This is a genomic window from Xanthomonas rydalmerensis (genome assembly GCF_033170385.1).
GTDB classification, from domain to species: Bacteria; Pseudomonadota; Gammaproteobacteria; order Xanthomonadales; family Xanthomonadaceae; genus Xanthomonas_A; species Xanthomonas_A rydalmerensis.
This window is the reverse complement of sequence record NZ_CP126170.1, coordinates 2,838,826-2,855,795: the sequence shown is the minus strand read 5'-3', so window position 1 is coordinate 2,855,795 and position 16,970 is coordinate 2,838,826. Positions and strand designations below refer to the sequence as shown.

Below are 16,970 nucleotides of genomic sequence, written 5' to 3'. Positions count from 1 at the left end.
AGCAAGGAAGGAGCCTGATCCATGGCGAACTATCGGACGCTTTTCCAAGACCATCACAACATCGAACAGCAGACGCTGAAGAACAGCGAGCTGTTGGCGAAGTTGCAAGAGGTCGGGAAGTTTCATATCCATGCCCCTGAGAACCGTTTGTTCCTGCCAGCCAGTCCTCAACTGGCTGACGCGCTTGGGGTGACCCCACACAGTGGCGGTCCCTTGGCGGAATACCAGAAGGGCATGCTTGAACGGTTGAACCGCATCCAATCGACGCGGGATGGTCAAGCTGCTTTGATGGGTGACCCTGGTGCGATGGATCGGGTCGCCAAACGTGTGGAGCAACTGCGCGATACGGTCAAGGTCGGGCTGATCAATGGCGACTTGAACACCAACACGCCAGTAGGCGAACTTCCGACGCAGACGAGCCAGAGAGTCCGTCAGTTCTTCAAAGACATCCCCGCCTACTATCAGACCCACTCTCAGCAGGTCGAGGCCTTGAAGGGCTTCACGGGGGTGGACCACGGCTGGGGTGCCGTCGCGCATTCCGAGTCGCGCATCGTCACCACGCTCAACCAAATCCAGGTCAGCAACGCCGCGATCGTTCGAGGCGGGGATATCCAGCTTCAACGCAGCGGGTTGTCGCTCGCCATCGCCAATGCCCATCACGATGGGCGTGTGGTCTTGTCCGAGCAGGGCATTCTCAAGGTCGAGCAGGTGCTGGGTCCGGAAGCCGCCCAGAACATTCGCGTGCCGCGCGGACAGCGTGGCGAAGTCGCCATGGAGCTGTTGATGGGCGAGGCGTCCGCCCGCGGCCTTACGCGTGCCGGCGGACTCCTGGCCACGGGCGCGGATGCGGTCATGACCGCCCGCACGGCGTCTGCGCTGATGGAGCAGGGCAACCTCACCGCTGCGCAGTCGGAGGTCAATCGCGCCGTTGCGCGCAACGTGGGCGGCTGGGCCGGCGGCGCGTCCACGGCGGCCGCGCTGGGTAGCAGCGGCGGCTTTGTGCCCGCGGCCCTGGTGGTGGGCGATGCTGTCTTGATGAGCAAGGCCTTCGACAAGGCCGTCGACCTCAAAGAGAACCGCGACATCTTCCACCAGACCGATCGGTCCGGCGTGGACTGGCAATTCAACGGCCGCAACTGGGAGCGCCAAGGCCAGCTCCAAGAAGGGCAGGGCAAGGCGGTCGAGCAAGACGTGGTCGCCAGCTATGCCAAGTCCCAGGAACTGGGCGCGATGGCCAATGCCAAAGCTGTCGAGTTCGCGCTGGGGAAGGTGCCCCGGCCGCAGGATCCGTTCGACCTGCCGGCCCAGCCCGGCGATCGGATTGGGTTGGACAATCAGAACTGGCACCGCAATCCGGACACGGAGAAGTGGGAGCGCCAGGTCAAGACCGGTGTGGACGGCGCCAACGACCGGGGTGTCTACGAGCCCCAGTTCGCGAGCGCAGAGCAGACGCAGCGCCTGAACCAGGAAGCCCTGGCGCGCATCGAAAACAACATCGCCAACGGTCGCGAGGCCATCGCCCAGGCCTACCTGGAGAGCCATGCGGCCCAGCGCGGGCAGGACTATGGGGTGGGCGTTCCTGCCGCCGTGGAAAGTGCTCGTGCCAAGCAAGACCGGGTGCAAGGCCACGACGGCCAGACCTACCAGCGCAACGAGGCCGGGCAGTGGCTCGGCAAGGACGGGGCGGCTGCCGGCAACCTGGCGGCGGAGCTGGAGCTCACGAACCAGATGCGCCAGCCCTCGCTGGAGCGTGCTCAGGAGACGCTGGCGGCCATTGAGGCTCGCCCAGCGCCCACGGCGGCGCAGATGGAGCACAACGAGCTCCTGCATCGGTATCGAGCCGCTGGCGTCGACCTCAACGCGCAGGAGCACAACCTGCAGGCAGTGGAACTCGCCACGCAGCGGACCAAGGAGGCCGAAGGCCTCACCGGTCCGACGATTCAGAAGTTGAAGCCCAACGAGCAAGGCCAATATGGCTACGACAGCCCAATAGCGCATTACAAGGTCGGCCAGGACGGGGTGGCCCATCAGGTCGCGGTTACCACTTCTGAGGAATTGCGCCAAGCCAAGGCCGAGCTGGGCCAGCCGGCCATGGCGCACGTGCCGACGCTGGCGACGGTCTCGGTGACCGCGCCGAGCCGAAGCAAAGAGCCGGAGGCCGAACCGGCTCAGGAGAAGGGGGCGCAGGGGCCGATGCTGGCCGACAACCCTGCGCACCCGGACCACTCCACCTACCAGACGATCCATTCCTGGGTCAGCGGGACGAGGAACTGGAACGAAGAGGAAAGCCGGAACGTTACCGCGGCGCTTTACAAGCAGCAGGCCGAGGACCCATTGGTGAAGCGAGTGGACCGGGTGACCGGAGCGCTGGGCAAGGACGGGGCCGAGAACGTGCTGGCGGTCTACGCGCCTTTTGGCGACAAGGCGCCGTTTTTTCATGCGCGGGTGGATGGGCGGGAAGCGGCCCAGCAGCCTGCAGAGCAGAACCTCCAGCAGGCGGAGGTCATCAAGCAGGATCAGGTGCGCCAGCAGGCATTGGAGCAGACCCAGCAGCAGACCCATCGTCAGGAACAAGGGTCAAGGATGACGCTGTAGATACCGTGGTTTTGTTTCGTTTTCTGAGATTGGAAAATTTCAGTCTAATCAGTCACATGTAGTTGATGGCTTTGCGCGGGCGTTGGCCTTGCGGCGCCCCTGGCCGATACTTAGCACTTGTTCGAAGGGATGTCTTAGATGCCGCTGCTCAACTGGTCCAACCGTGATGAGGACCTGACCCGTTCCGCCTTGACGCCTTACCGGCTTCTTGAGCCGGTTTCCAGCTTGTCCTATGGGGAGGTCGACTCCCCCAATATGCTGATCGAGGGCGATAACCTTGATGCCTTAAAGGCATTGCTTCCCTACTATGCCGGCTCGGTCAAGTGTGTTTATGCCGATCCCCCTTTCAATACCGGGCAGGCATTGAGTGACTATGACGACAACCTCGAACACTCCATCTGGCTGTCAATGATGTATCCCGCGTTGGATCTGATTCGCCAGCTAATGGCGGAGGACGCAACTTTATTTGTTCATATTGACGATAACGAACTCGGTTACCTAATTGCCATCCTTGACGAGATCATGGGCCGGAAAAATCGAGTTGCTGTGGTTTCATTTAAGCAGGGGGCGCCAACGGGGCACAAGGCGATTAATCCTGGTATGGTGAGCACAACAAACTTCATTCTTGTTTATGCCAAAAACAAGGCGAAGTGGAGGCCTAACCGTGTATTCACCGGGCGCGAGAGAGATAAGCGTTATGGTAAGTTTTTAGTCAATCCCCATGAGCATTTCAGCAAATGGAAGTTTGTCACTCTCACTGTTGCCGTTTCCGAATTTTCAGGGAAAAAAGCTTCTGACCTCAAGAAAGAGTATGGTGATGGTCTAGAAAGTTTTCTCAATGATTTTGTTATAGAGAACGCAAGTCGGGTTGCCCAGTTTGTTCGGCCCGACTACAACGCAGTGAGCAAGGAAGCTCAGCGCGTGATTGATGAGTCTTTGAAGAAGCCAGATGAAATCATGCATTTGGGGCGTGAAGGGCACGCGGACATGTATTTCATTGGCGGGCAGAGAATCATATTCTATTCGGGGAAGTTGAAGGAAGTTGATGGAGTCCTCGTAGCCGGTGAACCGCTTACTACGCTGTGGGACGACCTCCTGTCGAACAATCTGCATAAGGAAGGTGGTGTTGAGTTTCCGAAGAGCAAGAAGCCCGAGGCATTGGTCAAACGCTGCCTTGAACTTGCAACAAATGAAGGTGACTTGGTGCTCGACTCTTATCTTGGTTCCGGAACCACTGCTGCAGTAGCACACAAAATGAAGCGACACTGGATCGGTATCGAGCGTGGCGAACACGCTGAAACAAAGTGCCAGCCGCGCTTGAAAGCTGTGGTGGATGGCGAGCAATCGGGAATCTCCAAATCTGTGGATTGGAAGGGCGGCAGTGGCTTTCGCTTTTACAAGCTTGGTGTGCCGGTTTTTGATGAGTTCGGCCATATCCGTGAAGGGATCAGATTCGAGCACCTAGCCGCCCACGTTTGGTTCGCTGAAACCGGCATCGCTCGCTCAACCCGTGCCCCCAAACAGCCGTTCTTGGGCGAGCACCACGGGACCGGCTACTATCTGCTGTTCAACGGCATCCTGGGCGACGAAAGCAAGACAGGTGGCAACGTGCTGACCAAGCGGGTGTTGAAAGGCCTGCAGCCCTTTGAGGGGCCCAAGGTGATCTACGGGGAATCCTGCGACTTGCCCAAGGAGCGGCTGGAAGAACTTCAGATCACCTTCAAGCAGACCCCCTACGACATCAAGGCACGCTAAGCATGGCTCTTTCCCTCAAGGTGTATCAGCAGCGGGCCTTGTCGAGCCTGGCCCAGTTTCTCGAAGACACACGCCTCACCGGTCCCGCACCCGCGTTTGAGAAGAACGTAGACGCGGGCTTAGACACCCGCTACAAGCCCATGCCCCACCTGGAGGCCTCACCCTATGTCTGCCTGCGCATTCCCACGGGCGGCGGCAAGACGGTCATGGGCGCGCACATCATCCAGGCTGCAGGCGACGCCTACCTGGAGCGCGAGTTCCCGCTGGTCATGTGGATGGTGCCCACCACTCAGATCAAGGCTCAGACGTTGGAAGCTTTTAAGAACCCCCGCCACGCCTACCGCCAGGAGCTGGACGAGGCGTTCGGGGGCAAGGTCGCCGTTTTTGACGTGGAGGACTTCTCCCACATCCGCCCCGCCGATCTGGGCACCAAGGTGTGCGTGGTCATCTCGACCATGGCCGCGCTGCGCGTGGAGAACCAGGAAGGCCGGAAGGTCTACGAGCACCACGAGGAGTTGGAAGCGCACTTCGCCGGCAGCGTGTCCGATTTGGCCTACCTGGAGCAGAACAAGGCGGGCAAGGCCATCGCGTCCTTTGCCAACCTGCTCAAGCTCCACGGCCCGTTGGTCATCACCGACGAAGCGCACAACGCCAACACGCCGCTCTCCTACCAGGTCTACGAGCGTCTGGGCGCCAAGGTGGTGGTGGAGCTCACGGCCACGCCGGAAGCTAGCAAAAGCAATGTGCTGGTGAGTGTCAGCGCGTTTGAGCTGAAGAACGCGAACATGATCAAGTTCCCGGTCGTGCTCAAGGAGCACGTCGGGCAGTGGGAGGTGGCCGTTGGCAGCGCAGTGGCCCGCCGAAACGAGTTGGGCAAGACCGCGCTCGGGGAGCCGGACTACATCCGGCCGATCCTGCTGATCCAGGCCGAGAGCGCCAAAGGCACGGCCACGGTCGAGGAGGTCAAAAAGCACCTTATCGACAACGAGAAAGTGCCTGAAAAGGCCATCGCCATTGCTACGGGCGATCAGCGCGAAATCGACGGCGTGGACCTGTTCGCCAAGGACTGCCCCATCGAGGTCATCATCACCAAGCAAGCGCTCAAGGAAGGGTGGGACTGCTCGTTTGCCTACGTTTTCTGCTCGGTGGCCCAGGTTAAGAGCGACAAGGACATCCAGCAGTTGCTGGGCCGCGTGTTGCGCATGCCCTATGCCACCCGTCGCAAGCAGGAGGCTATGAACAAGGCCTACGCCCACGTCACCACCACGGCCTTCAACCTGGCCGCGGCCGAGCTGACCAAATCCCTCATCGACATCGGATTCAACCCGCTGGAAGCCGTGGGCGCGGTGCTTCCGGATCTCACCCCAGGCCCTGGCCTGCAGCTTCAAGGCGGTAATGCCAATCCGGCGCCTGTTACGCCGAAGACCACGATTGCCGTGAGCAAGCAGCCGGACCTGGCCGGTATCCCGGCGCGGGACCAAGCCAATGTCGTATTTACCCTGAACGAAGAAGGTAAGGGCGGGTCGGTGGAGATCACGGGCGAGTTGGACGACTCGACCGTGGAGGTGATCACGCAGGCAGTGCCGGCCAAGGAGCGTGAGGAAGCCACTGCCACCATCGAACGGCACCAGATTGCCTCCAAGGTGCTGAAAGCACCCAGCCAGAACGGAGTGGTTTTCAGTGTGCCCCGGCTTGGCGTCATGGAACAGGGCGAGCTGGAGTTCGTGGAGAGCGGCGCCACGCCCCCGGGCTTCGCCTGGGACCTGCTGGCCTACCCCCCGGATCTTTCCAGCCTTAAGTTCAACGCGGACAGCCAGACGTTCGAGGTGGACCTGGTCGATTCGAAGGTCAGTTACACCAAGATCGACGACGATGTGAACACCTACCTGCCAGGCTTCGCGAAAGACCGCACTCAGGCGGACCTAGTGGGCTGGTTGGACCAGAAGATCCGAGACCCGGGCGTCAAGCAGCCGGTTCTGCGCGAGTGGTTGCGCCGGGCCATCAGCGGCCTGGAGGACGACCGCGGCTTCTCGCTGTCCCAGTTGCTCAATGGTCAGTTCGTCCTGCGCCGAAAACTGGGCGAGCAGCTCCAGATAGCCAAGGCTGAGGCGCTGAAGGACGGCTTTCAGCAAGCGTTGTTCGGAGCCGACGCCGACATCGTGGTCAGCGACGAGCCCGATGCCATGTTCACCTACCCAGCGGACTTCAGGCAGTATCCAGGGCATTCCTATTACGAACAGCAAGGCGGGACTTACCGCTTCCGCAAGCACTATTATCCCTGGGTGGGCGATCTGAAGTGGAAGACGGCCGGGGGCAAGCTGGGGGAAGAGTTCCTCTGCGCCCAAGCCATTGACCAACTGGACGAGGTGGAGCACTGGGTCCGCAACTTGGTGGACAAGAGCCAGTTCTGGATGCCCACGTCCAAGCAGCGCACCTACCCGGATTTCGTCGCGCGGCTAAAGGATGGGCGCCTTCTGGTTGTTGAATACAAGGGCGGCGACCGATATACGGCCGACTCCGAGAAGGAGAAGCGCATGATCGGGGAGCTGTGGGCCACCAAGAGTAAGGGCAGAGGGGTCTACCTCATGGCCCAGCTGAAAGACGAGAAGGGCAACAGCGTGACCGAGCAGCTGAAGGCAGCCATCGAAAGATAGAGGGATAAGCATGCAGGACGCGAGCAAGGTGCAGAGGATTGTCAGGAAGGCAGCCAGCAGCGGGAAGCTGGACTATGCGCCTCCCGTCGTCTTGAACGAGACAACGAAGAGCAAGCTTCAGGCGCTTGCGTGGTTCATTCCGCATAGCGACCGCACCGAGTTCTCACTCAAGCTTGAGGGCTTCGTTAAGTCGAAAAATCAGCCATGGGTCGAGGACAAGGCGAAGACGCTCACATTGACGGAGGCCTCTTCTCTACAGCTTCTGAAATACCTTCAAACCCACCTCCCTGTTGCAGCACAATCGGGAACGGGGGAGTTCATCCTCATCAAGGTCTCCAACGGCGAGGCCAATCTCTCCGATCACAAGCCGGAGGAGTTGGTGGGGGCGCTGACCAAGGTGCTTTCTCAACCGGAGCTCGTCCAACATCTTTCGACTGCCGAACTTACGCACGAGTTGAGCGCCGCGCTTCGTGGTTCTATTCGTTTAAGTGAGATGCGTTCGGCTGTCGCAGAACTACGCTCGAACCTGGGACGTGAAGTGGGCGAACAGGTGTATCAGGCTTGGTGCGAAAAGCATTGCTGGGCGTTCGGGAATGCCTACGTCATCCGGGATGAGGTGCGAAACATTTCATCGGGCGACAGCCTCGACTTGCTATTGCCCAGCGTCATCGCCGGCTACAGAGACATCGTTGAGCTGAAGCGGCCCGACAAAGACGTGTTGGTCTATGACTCGGCGCATCGGAACTACTACTTCTCTGCTGATGTTTCCAAGGCCATTGGGCAGTGCCATCGCTATTTGGACATCCTGCATGAGCAGGCGAAGCACGGCTTGCTGGATCACAAGGAAGTCGTCGCTTATCACCCGCGAGCGACCATCGTTATTGGGCGCTCGAATGAATGGGATGAGGAGCAGCAGCGGTCACTGCATGGCTTGAATCGCCGCCTGCATGGTATTTCGGTAATGACCTACGACCATTTGCTGGCCCAAGGCGAGCGGCTGATCGAGATGATGTCACCTTCGGTAAGTGAAGCGCTTGTTCCGGCAGCGATTGACGACGGCATCCCTTGGTAGGGCGTCACTGCCCCCGGACAAGTTGCTTTCATCGAGTCGTATAAGCCTCTGACACCGCTGCCTGGTTCACCGCCCAGATCCGGCGGCGCTGCTGACCACCGCGCCGCCGCAATGGGCGACGAGGCGAACGCCATAAGCCCTCGGCTAAACCTGGCGTTGGACCGCAAAAGCATCAGATTGGCACCGCCAAACCGACTTGCGGTTAACACGCCCGCTTAGCCGTGAGTCAGCTCTTTTGACTCAGTTTCGCGGCTGTCTTGCTTGTGCTGCCGCTTGAATCGTCTGCTGCGAGAACACCGACGGCAATAGGTTCTGATGAGCAATCTGCGGAAGCTCATTGGCTGGCAGGTGCTTCAGGGAGACTACTTCATCGCCCTTGATCTGCACCAGGATCCGGGTCGGCTGCTCGATGTCTTTGAGCAGTTCAGCGCCTTGGTCCACCAGCTTTCGTTCTGCCTCAAAGTCAGCCCAAAGGTCCTTTTTGAGGTCTTCAAACTCATTCGAGACCTTCATGCGAAGGTTCGATAGCGCTTCCGCACTCCAAACACGAGCGTGGATGCGAGACGTCATGACATGGATGTTTTTGGAGAACGCGCCCATGGGGCCACTGGGGTCCATCATGGTGACCAGATCGTTCACAATGCCGTTGTAGCGCTTGGGCTTGAGAACCTCATCGCCCGGCATGACTGCAAGAAGCGACCATGCCTGGAAGCGGGCGCGCGAGCAAAGCAGCCATTCTCGGAACAGTGTCGCGATGACAGCCATTTCTGTTCGGATGAGGTCTGCGTAACCGTCTGCGTTGATAGCGTCCGGGTCCTTGATGTTGAGTAGGGCGTTGATCCGCGCCTTCAACAAGTCCGCGATCTCATGCTTGGCCTTGAGCATCTGCTCCGCATGATCTTCCAGCTTGAAGCGAAAGTGAGGCGAGTAGTCGCCTGCCAGGATGGAGTCCGAGATCTCTTTCAGATATTCGATGACGCCCTTGAGCTCGCTGCGGCGCTTGGCATCCATCTTGGACTCGACCCGCTCCAATCCCGTTTCGATTCCCTCAAGACGCTGGCTGATGTCTCCCAAATGCTTCTGGGCCACAACAATCGAAGCGATCTGCCAGAACGCGGTGGCACCCATCAAGGCATTGACGCTCTCCGGCTTGGTGAGCAGGGCGTGTTCCTTGAAGTGGTGACCCTTCGTTCCATGCGTCATCGCTCGGAAGGCGCCCTTGATGGGTTCCTTATTTTCGTCAAGCGCACGAAGAAGGGGGCCGTTGATCGCGACCTCCCACACGTTCGCAGGGGTGCCCTGGGCTGCGTTGACAAGGGTAGGTGCGCCTTGAAACAGCGCATTCAAGCGCGAAAGCTTCTTGCTCGGCTTCCCTTGCGCTGGTGCGTCGATTTGGTCAAACAGTTCCGTAGGAAGCTGAGTGACAGCCAATGCGTTTGAGCCCGTGCGATCTTGAATGACCAAGGAGCTCGAGGACGCGGGAACAAGTGCCAAGCCACCTGCCGGAGCAGCTCGCTCTGTGGTGGCCACAACCTTGTAGCCAGGCCTCCTCTGACGCACCAGAAATGCTCCGATGGCCGCGCCCAGAACTGCCGACCCGACGATCGACATCAGCAATACTGAATCCATTCTTGCCCCCTTTGGCATTTGTTGCTGAAGTTTACTGTTTGAGTTGGCTCATCGCACCCGGACGAGTTGATCCCACCGAGTCGTGTAAGCCGGAGACAGCGCCGCCTGGTTCATTGCCCAGACCTGCTTGCGCCGCTCTCCACCACGCGCCCGCTTTGCCGATGAAGCAAGCGCCGTCGAGCCGCGGCGAAACTTGGTGTTCGCCCCTTATATGACTTCCATGAGGGCTTTCGAACGGGGACCCACCTGGGCGAACAAGTCGCCTTGGTGGATGTCGCTCGCCGTCAGGTCCAGCAAGCCAATGCCCGCCTTTTTATAGCGGTTACCCGGTCGCCACATCGCTTTGGTCAGCCCTTGAACCACCATGAGCATCTCTCGGGTGTCAATGGTTGGGGTCACGAAGTTGAAGGCCTTGCTGAAGTGGTATTGCGCCGCCCCGGGCTCGAAAGGATTGGTGTGCAAGAAGACCAAGACCCCGCCGGCCTGAAGCGAACGCGCGAGGAGCTTCTCGCAGGCGCGCTGGGCAAATGTTGCCACCGCTCGCTGCGGATCCTCCAGCGCCACCACCACTTTTCCGAACGAACGCGACACGACGATCTGCTGTCGGTCCGGCTCCACCTCTTCCAGACTGGAGCAAGCAATGCTCTGCGGCTCCCGCAGGGTGCGGGCCAGGGTGACGCCACACCGCGCCCTCAGGGTTTCGGAGTCAGCCCGGGCCAGGCCCGCGGCGGTCAAGATCCCCTCCACGTCGGGCTTGGCCCGTGTGCGATGGCTTACGCCCCACACATCATCGACCTCGAACCGTCCCAGCAACGGGGAGCTGGGCAGGGCGGTCATGACCCCGTGCGGGGCTTTTTTGCTGCCTTGTTGCCCAGCTTGGCGAGCGTCCTGATGGGCCCGATGCCGACGCGGCAGGGAATCCCGGTACACATCAGGATTCGCGCTCGGGCCTCGGCAGCGACGCGCTCGTATTCGGCTTCCGGGATGCCGTCGAAGGACACGAAAAACTCATCGGTGGAGTAGACCTCGATCTGGGGGGAACAGGTCCCGCAGGATCGACACCACGCGCCCGATAGTCGCCGTAGAGCCCGAAGTTGGCTGCTAGGACTTTGAGCTGCCGGCGCACCTCTGGCGGGACTTCGTGGATGGGCTGGCCCATGCCTACGCCCAGGTCCCTGGCTTCCTGCGACCGCGCGATGGCGCAGCCGTCGTTGTTGGACAGCACGACGACCGGGCGACCGCGCAGCGAGGGGTTGAACACTCTCTCGCAACTGGCGTAGAAGTTGTTTCCGTCAACGAGGCCAAGCATAGAGGCTGGATATGTGTTGGGAGTGCAGGGGAACTGGGTGGTTTGTGCAGGACACGCAGGAGGCAATGGACTACTTCAAAAAGCTGCGTGAGGCGGGTCTATCTGAAAGCGAGCGCAACTCCAGATATCACGACTACCAAATGGAGGTTGCAAGGAACTGTAGGAGGGAGCGAAACGAGCGTTTGATCAAGGACGCGGATATCCAGCAGCACCTTGATGACCCTAATCGGAGGGAGTCAACGCGACTTCCGCTGAACAGGCGACCCTAGGTCATCGGTCAGCGCCTAAGCTGCTTCCTAAAGCTCCAGGTCACCACGCCCCAGACGTCAAGCCCCACGTCATCGGGAACGAAAATGGGAGAGTTGACTGGTTTGCCGGAATGAAGCTCCAGGCGCCCACCGCGGCGGCGGAGCGGCTTGACCATGTAGCCACCATCCTAGAGGACCATTATCCGTGGACCATTTTGAAGGCGTGGTGTTGGATTATCTGCGCGCAGATCGCGCGCTGTTCGTCAACAGCCAGTGCTGCATCCAACTCAACGAAGGCGCCAACCCCGATACGAGCGGACCGCATTGGTATTGCGACGCGGTGGCGGTCAGCTTCAAGGAGCAGGCGGCTTACCTCTGCGAAATCACCTACGCTGCACGTGCGCCGTCGCTCCGGGCGCGTTTGAGGGCGTGGGACGAGCATTGGCCTGGTGTCAGGGCCGCGTTGGCCCGGGACAGCGGCGTGCCGCTGGATTGCAGTGCGCGGCCCTGGCTCTTCGTATCGGAGGCTAACGCCAAGGGCATCCAATGCGCCATCGGCGGTTTGAAGAACCTCCCCGGCCCCCGCATCACGTTCCTAGAGGAGGTGTTGCCTTGGCGCTACCGCTCCTGGGATCGCGGTGCATACGTGGACGAGTCCCCATGACCGAACTCAACATCAACGCCACCAGCTACGCCCTGCTCCAAGGCGAGACCACCTGCTGGAAGTGCTCGGCGTCTATCCCTGTGACCGCCATTTGGGTGCCTGGCTTCATCGACAACGAGGACGAGGAATACCCCGAGGAGGGCGGCCCATCCTTGCTGAAATACGTCAGCGAACTGGACGTGGGCACGATGGCCCGGGTCAAGGCCGCGGCCCCCTGGCTAAAGCCCAACTACTCGCAGACGGCCAACCAGAGCTACCTGGCCAACCACTGTGAGGCCTGCGGCGCGCTGCAGGGAGACCACTACGTCTTCAGCCCAGATGGGCCGTTCTTCCCACAAGACCAGGACGGCGTGGACCAGCTGAAGGTCATCCCGGGGTACGGGCCCTTGATGGCGAGCGCTTCCACGGCGCAGTCCGGCTGGATGGAACTTGTCAGGCTTCCAGCATCCGCCTGACAGCCAAGTCAGAAGCGCAGACGGGATTTTGGCCAAGGGTCTCAATCACTGCGAATCGGGATAGGCATACTCCTGACCATCCCTTGTTCCTCGAGACCCTTCAGCCGGCTCACCCCCGGGCTATTTTTTGCCCGGGTCAGTTGCGGTTGTAGCCGTAGGCTCGGCTCATCAAGATGTTCTTCCAATGGATCTCTCGCTCATCGATCTCCTGATCGCCGGTCTGGATGTCTGCGATTTCTAGGAGCGAGAACTTCAGATCGTTCTGGCGGTCGCTCGCTTTCAGGCCGAGCTCTTGGACAAGAGCCCGGTTGCCACCGTGTCCAGTGCTGGCGTAGTGACCCCAGCGTCCCCAGATGCCTTCCTCACCGTCGGCTTTGCCCACGTAGAGCTTGCCAGTTTTGGTGTCAGTGATGAGGTAGATGCCTTTGACAGAAGACAGGGCCGTTCGCCATGCGCTGTTGTTTGTGCGCATCAGCAGATCAAGGGTGCCCTTGTCGATGTCCACCTTCTTGAAGCCTGGAAAGGCTCCGATGCCCAACTTCTCAGGAAGCAGTTCGTAGACTTCCATGTCGCCAATGAGGCTGTCTGCACCTGGGTAGGACTGTTGGCCGGTATATTTTCCGGTGAGGAACAAGCGGCCTTCCAAGGCTTCGGTGCTGGGGATGCGTTCGAGGTTGTAAACGTAGTGGAGCTTGTTCACCTCGTTTTTCCACTCCTCGTATCCATGCGAGCGGAACAGGCCGGCAAACATCCACCGATACGTCTTGGGCACCTGGATCAGCGATACAACTAGGTCGAGTTTGAAGTTCCTGCGGGTCTGGGTGCGTTGCCAGTTATCGAAGTCACCAGCCAGCCATTCGTTGATGGGGTGACTGATCTGGTTGTGTCGTGCCAAATGAATCTTGGCCTTCGACGTCTCGAACGAGGGTTCGTGAAGCTTGATGAGGTCAAAAAGAAGCACGCGCAATCCCTGGCGGTAGTGACGGCCACCATTTTCCCACTGCGAGCCGCCTCTGAACCAGTGCCCGGAATGCGTCGGGATGGAGGGGCGGCCCAGACCTTTTGTGGCGTCTTTGGTTACAGCGGGCATGCGCGGCCACCACGTTATCGGCCACGTCCTTGCCACCGTCTTGGCGAGCCTGGAGATGCTCGGCCGTGCATTGGTAGGCGCGGGACGATCGGGGGCGCAAGCCTAGCTCGTCAGGCGAGGAGAGCCACATGGGGAGGCCGCAATAGAAACAGCGGCCGGCTTGGGCGTGGAAGGCGTAGGCACGAAGGGTTTTGAGGCGTCTGTTGCTCATGGGAGGCTCCGGAATCAAAAGACGATTCCCGCGCCCCCATTGGGTGGACCTCGGGCACCCGGAGCCGTTTGGCATGCGGGCACAACACCGACGCTCAGCGACCGGCAAACATGTTTTAGCTCAACTCTAAGACCGCCGCAACTCGAAGGTAGCGAGCAAGTGCAGAGCCAGGTCAGTGCTTGGCATGGCTTTCTTCGGCGCTTGCCATTGTCAGCCGCAAGGTCCCGCGTGAGCGTGCTTGGTTGCGGACATCATGGTCATTGCGGCTTTCTACATAGCTCAACAGCGCGCCGACCAACTCAGCATCCTCCAGCGTTTCGACGCCGGCCAAGAACACAAGCTCTGCGACCCGCGTGCGTCGCTTGGCCTCTTCGCGGCGCTGTGTTTCCTTCGCTTTCACTGCCTGGCGCTGGCTCGCTAAAAGCTCGCGCGCTTGAAGCTGCGCCAGTCGTTCGGTAGCTCGATGGATTCGGTCGTGGTAGTGGTTTGTCGCGCTCATCTGATTTCTCCTCTGCTTGCTTACGAGTCAACCAAAGAAATGGCTCGCGTCAAGTTCGCGCCGGCTTGAAAATTTGTGCTCCCTCGAAATTGAAAAGATCTGAAAAACAAGGCTTAAAAGAAAGAAGCAAGAGCGCACCTAGACGTTCCTGCGGAACGTGTGCGCAAAGGGCTCCGCCCCTTGAACCCCAAGCGCCGACGGCGCTTGCGCAAATCAAAAGCCAAGGCATAAACGAAGCAACCCCACTGCTTCGGAGCACATACCTCATGGCCATCTACCATGCCAACGTAAAGACCTTCAGCCGCGCCAAGGGACATTCGTCCATCGCGGCGGCTGCCTACCGCGCTGGCCTGCTTCTCGAAGACGAGAAGACCGGGCAGCGCCACGACTACCGCCGTCGGGACGGCGTGGTCGAAACCCGCTGCGTCGCTCCCGAGGACGCGCCCGACTGGGCACTTGTCCCCGCCGCACTCTGGCCGGCGGCGGAGGCGGCTGAGCGGCGCAAGGACGCCACGATCGCACGCGAGTTCGAATTCGCACTGCCGCACGAACTCGATGATGAACAGCGATCCGAGCTGGCCCTGGAGGTCACCCGTGCGCTGGTCAGTCGCTACCGGTTCGCAGCCCAAGCGAGCATCCATAGCCCAGGCAGCAAAGACGGCTTGAACTGGCACGTTCACGTCTTGGCAACGACGCGGCGCGTGGGGCCGGAAGGTTTCACGGAAAAAACCAAGGAACTGGACGGTGGGCCGTTGGGCAGGGCAGAGGTGCACTGGGTGCGCGAACTGATCGCTACCACCGTCAATGCCTACCTCGAGGCGGCTGGCCTAGGGATTCAGGTGGACCATCGCCGTTTGGAAGCACAGGCCAATGACGCCTTGGCCCGCGGCGACCTGGTGGCTGCTGCCGTGCTCTCGCGTGAGCCCACCAAACACGTGGGCAAGAACGCAACCGCCATGGCCCGACGGGGCCAGGCCTCTGAGCGCGTGGAGGCAAACCGCCGGATTGAAGAGCGCAACGAAGAGGCCTTCCAAGAACTCGCCGCCAGCTTCGAGAGCGAGGGGCGAGCGTTGGAAGTGCCCGACGGCCACAGCCACGAACAGGCCAAACGGGAGAGACTACGTCTTGGAGCCCTGCTGCGACTGTCGCTGGCCCGCGGGGAAGGGGACATCGAGGTCCGTCGCAACATCGAGATCAACGCCCAACGGCTGGGGTTGCTGGAGGAGAGCGCTCCCGGGGCGCCGCCCCCGGAGTCGCTGTCCATCCCGGTGCTCGTCGCAGAGCTGAGCCAGGAGTGGGCAGCGCTGCGCCACGAGGGCGTGGCGCGGGCGCTCCATGCCACCCGCCAACTCTTGGCTTGGGCGGCCGAGCGCGCCGCGGCATTCGTCGAGCACACCCGGTTCGACGCTGACGTGTTGGAGCTCGCCTGGCGGTTGCGCGGATTCAAAGCCAGCCTGACGAGGTTTGCACGACACCTGCGGGCCGAGCGACGCGCCTCCAAGCTCCTTCATCTCGCGGAGCGGTATTGGGAGAACTTCACCTTCAGCAATCCCAAGCCTGGCACCCCTTGGACGGAGCAGCACTGGAAGCAGCGCCGGGCATGGCGCTTGAGCATCGTAGAGAAGCGGAGGGCCGAGCTAGCTAAAGCGCGGGCACGGGTCACGCCGGAGCAAAAAGCCATCTGCGAGAAGGCGGCAGCAGAGCGTGCCCACCACCTGGAGGCCTGGAGCCAGGAGATGCTCAGGCGCTATCCCCTCGAGCTCGACCGACCGCTGGTCCTTGGCTCCCAGGACGCTCAACCGACTGCGCTCTACGACCCGCCGGCCCCGGATCTTGCGCCGAGCGGCCCCCGTCCACCGCGCCCACGCTTCCACTGAAACAACGGTGCCCCGCAAGCGGGGCACTTTGTTGTCGGGGCGTTGGTGCGTGTCAGTGCAATGTCGGCTTCGGCCTCTTCGTGTTCGCCATCGGATCCGGATGCAGGGCGACTTTGCGCCGGCGGTTCTTTCGCCACTCTTCAACGGACGGAATCTCGCGCACCACGATGGCCTGCTGAGTTCGGGTCTCTTGTGGGCGCGGCACTTGCGGCTGGGACAGCGATGCTGGTGGTGGCAGCGTCGGCCCAGGCTTGGGCGGGGCGTAGTCGTACACCGGAGGAGCGGAAGAGCCGCCGCGGTATTGGCGCATCATTTCCCCGGCCACCTCCAGAGCGTGCCGGATGTCGTTGACGCGGTCGGGGAGGCGGCAGTGCCGCTCATGGCAAAGAAGGCCGCTGACGAGACGGCTGGCGATTTGAAGCGTGAGTGGTTCGGATTGCATGGATGCTCCTTTGAGCGATTGAGGAGCTTTCATCCAAGCACCGAGTCGCCATTGCGCAAGTGCAAATTTCAGAGAAATTTCACAAATATAAATACGCGCTTCGAGGTCGGTTTTTTGCTGTCCTGAGACGCCTAGAAGGAGTTGATCGACGGTCAAGGTTCGGCGTCGACGGCGCGCCCCGGGACGTGAGCCGCGTTGTTCCTATCAGCGTCCTGACGAGTGGCGCATCGGTTCATCGCACAGGGAGAGGGACTGGCCGTATGGGGGGATCAACATTGCATGCCGCCTCGGCTACGATCCCGGCGGTAGGACCATCCCTTGGGCACAATTTGCGGGTGTCCAGGTGGCAAAAGACGATTGGCATCAATGGGTTAGAGGGCTCTGCATGGTGTCCCTCTCACTCCGCCAGTGTCAAGGAAACGCCCGCAAATCAAAGGCTTGCGGGCGTTTTTCTTTTTCGCCACCTTGGA

12 protein-coding genes and 3 pseudogenes are annotated in these 16,970 nt (G+C 60.6%); 7 read left to right on the top strand and 8 right to left on the bottom strand.

The annotated features are described in order from the left end of the window. Positions 1 to 21 precede the first annotated feature (21 nt). The 4 genes from QN245_RS11835 (at position 22) to QN245_RS11820 (ending at position 8,076) form a co-directional block, all read left to right on the top strand. Positions 22 to 2,595: an XVIPCD domain-containing protein gene (locus QN245_RS11835; protein ID WP_317843261.1), complete on the top strand. Its 2,574-nt coding sequence runs from the start codon at positions 22 to 24 to the stop codon at positions 2,593 to 2,595. A 138-nt stretch (positions 2,596 to 2,733) separates the two neighbouring features. Then, entirely contained in the window at positions 2,734 to 4,350 is a 1,617-nt protein-coding gene (locus tag QN245_RS11830) for a site-specific DNA-methyltransferase (RefSeq protein ID WP_317843260.1), read from the top strand. 2 nt (positions 4,351 to 4,352) lie between these two features. Further along, positions 4,353 to 7,004 carry a DEAD/DEAH box helicase gene (locus QN245_RS11825; protein ID WP_317843259.1) on the top strand — a complete coding sequence of 884 codons (2,652 nt, stop codon included), beginning with the start codon at positions 4,353 to 4,355 and terminating at the stop codon, positions 7,002 to 7,004. Between the two features lie 10 nt (positions 7,005 to 7,014). Next, complete coding sequence (locus QN245_RS11820) at positions 7,015 to 8,076, top strand: Shedu anti-phage system protein SduA domain-containing protein (protein WP_317843258.1); 1,062 nt, start codon at positions 7,015 to 7,017, stop codon at positions 8,074 to 8,076. A 240-nt stretch (positions 8,077 to 8,316) separates the two neighbouring features. Here QN245_RS11820 and QN245_RS11815 read toward each other — a convergent pair whose 3' ends face one another. From QN245_RS11815 to QN245_RS11800, 4 genes and pseudogenes are all read right to left on the bottom strand, one after another. After that, positions 8,317 to 9,693 carry a hypothetical protein gene (locus QN245_RS11815; protein ID WP_317843257.1) on the bottom strand — a complete coding sequence of 459 codons (1,377 nt, stop codon included), beginning with the start codon at positions 9,691 to 9,693 and terminating at the stop codon, positions 8,317 to 8,319. 60 nt (positions 9,694 to 9,753) lie between these two features. Further along, a pseudogene (locus QN245_RS11810) lies at positions 9,754 to 9,849 on the bottom strand (DUF4113 domain-containing protein); the annotation flags it as partial. 63 nt (positions 9,850 to 9,912) lie between these two features. Continuing rightward, the gene (locus QN245_RS11805; RefSeq protein WP_317843256.1) at positions 9,913 to 10,542 is read right to left on the bottom strand and encodes a DinB/UmuC family translesion DNA polymerase; all 630 of its coding nucleotides are present in this window, start codon (positions 10,540 to 10,542) and stop codon (positions 9,913 to 9,915) included. Continuing rightward, positions 10,539 to 11,014: pseudogene (locus QN245_RS11800) on the bottom strand (Y-family DNA polymerase). Before QN245_RS11800 ends, QN245_RS11805 begins: the two are co-directional and overlap by 4 nt. Positions 11,015 to 11,467: 453 nt before the next feature. Here QN245_RS11800 and QN245_RS11795 point away from each other — a divergent pair. Together QN245_RS11795 and QN245_RS11790 are read left to right on the top strand one after the other, a co-directional pair. Next, positions 11,468 to 11,926, top strand: coding sequence for a hypothetical protein (locus tag QN245_RS11795; RefSeq protein WP_317843255.1), 459 nt, complete (start codon positions 11,468 to 11,470; stop codon positions 11,924 to 11,926). Beyond that, a complete protein-coding gene (locus tag QN245_RS11790; RefSeq protein WP_317843254.1) occupies positions 11,923 to 12,381 on the top strand; it encodes a hypothetical protein in 459 nt (152 codons plus the stop codon). Before QN245_RS11795 ends, QN245_RS11790 begins: the two co-directional genes overlap by 4 nt. Positions 12,382 to 12,517: 136 nt before the next feature. Here QN245_RS11790 and QN245_RS11785 read toward each other — a convergent pair whose 3' ends face one another. From QN245_RS11785 to traD, 3 genes and pseudogenes are all read right to left on the bottom strand, one after another. Beyond that, positions 12,518 to 13,471 carry a GIY-YIG nuclease family protein gene (locus tag QN245_RS11785; RefSeq protein WP_317845418.1) on the bottom strand — a complete coding sequence of 318 codons (954 nt, stop codon included), beginning with the start codon at positions 13,469 to 13,471 and terminating at the stop codon, positions 12,518 to 12,520. Between the two features lie 19 nt (positions 13,472 to 13,490). Further along, positions 13,491 to 13,601, bottom strand: a pseudogene (locus QN245_RS11780) (HNH endonuclease); the annotation flags it as partial. Positions 13,602 to 13,854: 253 nt separating this feature from the next. Then, the gene (gene traD, locus QN245_RS11775) at positions 13,855 to 14,181 is read right to left on the bottom strand and encodes a conjugal transfer protein TraD (RefSeq protein WP_317843253.1); all 327 of its coding nucleotides are present in this window, start codon (positions 14,179 to 14,181) and stop codon (positions 13,855 to 13,857) included. Positions 14,182 to 14,447: 266 nt separating this feature from the next. On the opposite strand from traD, the gene QN245_RS11770 reads away from it, so the two are divergent. Continuing rightward, positions 14,448 to 16,058: a MobA/MobL family protein gene (locus tag QN245_RS11770; protein WP_317843252.1), complete on the top strand. Its 1,611-nt coding sequence runs from the start codon at positions 14,448 to 14,450 to the stop codon at positions 16,056 to 16,058. 52 nt (positions 16,059 to 16,110) lie between these two features. Here QN245_RS11770 and QN245_RS11765 read toward each other — a convergent pair whose 3' ends face one another. Next, entirely contained in the window at positions 16,111 to 16,656 is a 546-nt protein-coding gene (locus QN245_RS11765) for a hypothetical protein (protein WP_317843251.1), read from the bottom strand. Between the last annotated feature and the right edge of the window lie 314 nt (positions 16,657 to 16,970).

Coding starts and splice junctions, on each gene's coding strand:
- QN245_RS11820 (WP_317843258.1), top strand. CDS start 7,015: ATGCAGGACGCGAGCAAGGTGCAGAGGATTGTCAGGAAGGCAGCCAGC.
- QN245_RS11785 (WP_317845418.1), bottom strand. CDS start 13,471: ATGCCCGCTGTAACCAAAGACGCCACAAAAGGTCTGGGCCGCCCCTCC.
- QN245_RS11805 (WP_317843256.1), bottom strand. CDS start 10,542: ATGACCGCCCTGCCCAGCTCCCCGTTGCTGGGACGGTTCGAGGTCGAT.
- QN245_RS11835 (WP_317843261.1), top strand. CDS start 22: ATGGCGAACTATCGGACGCTTTTCCAAGACCATCACAACATCGAACAG.
- QN245_RS11770 (WP_317843252.1), top strand. CDS start 14,448: ATGGCCATCTACCATGCCAACGTAAAGACCTTCAGCCGCGCCAAGGGA.
- QN245_RS11790 (WP_317843254.1), top strand. CDS start 11,923: ATGACCGAACTCAACATCAACGCCACCAGCTACGCCCTGCTCCAAGGC.
- QN245_RS11830 (WP_317843260.1), top strand. CDS start 2,734: ATGCCGCTGCTCAACTGGTCCAACCGTGATGAGGACCTGACCCGTTCC.
- QN245_RS11825 (WP_317843259.1), top strand. CDS start 4,353: ATGGCTCTTTCCCTCAAGGTGTATCAGCAGCGGGCCTTGTCGAGCCTG.
- traD (WP_317843253.1), bottom strand. CDS start 14,181: ATGAGCGCGACAAACCACTACCACGACCGAATCCATCGAGCTACCGAA.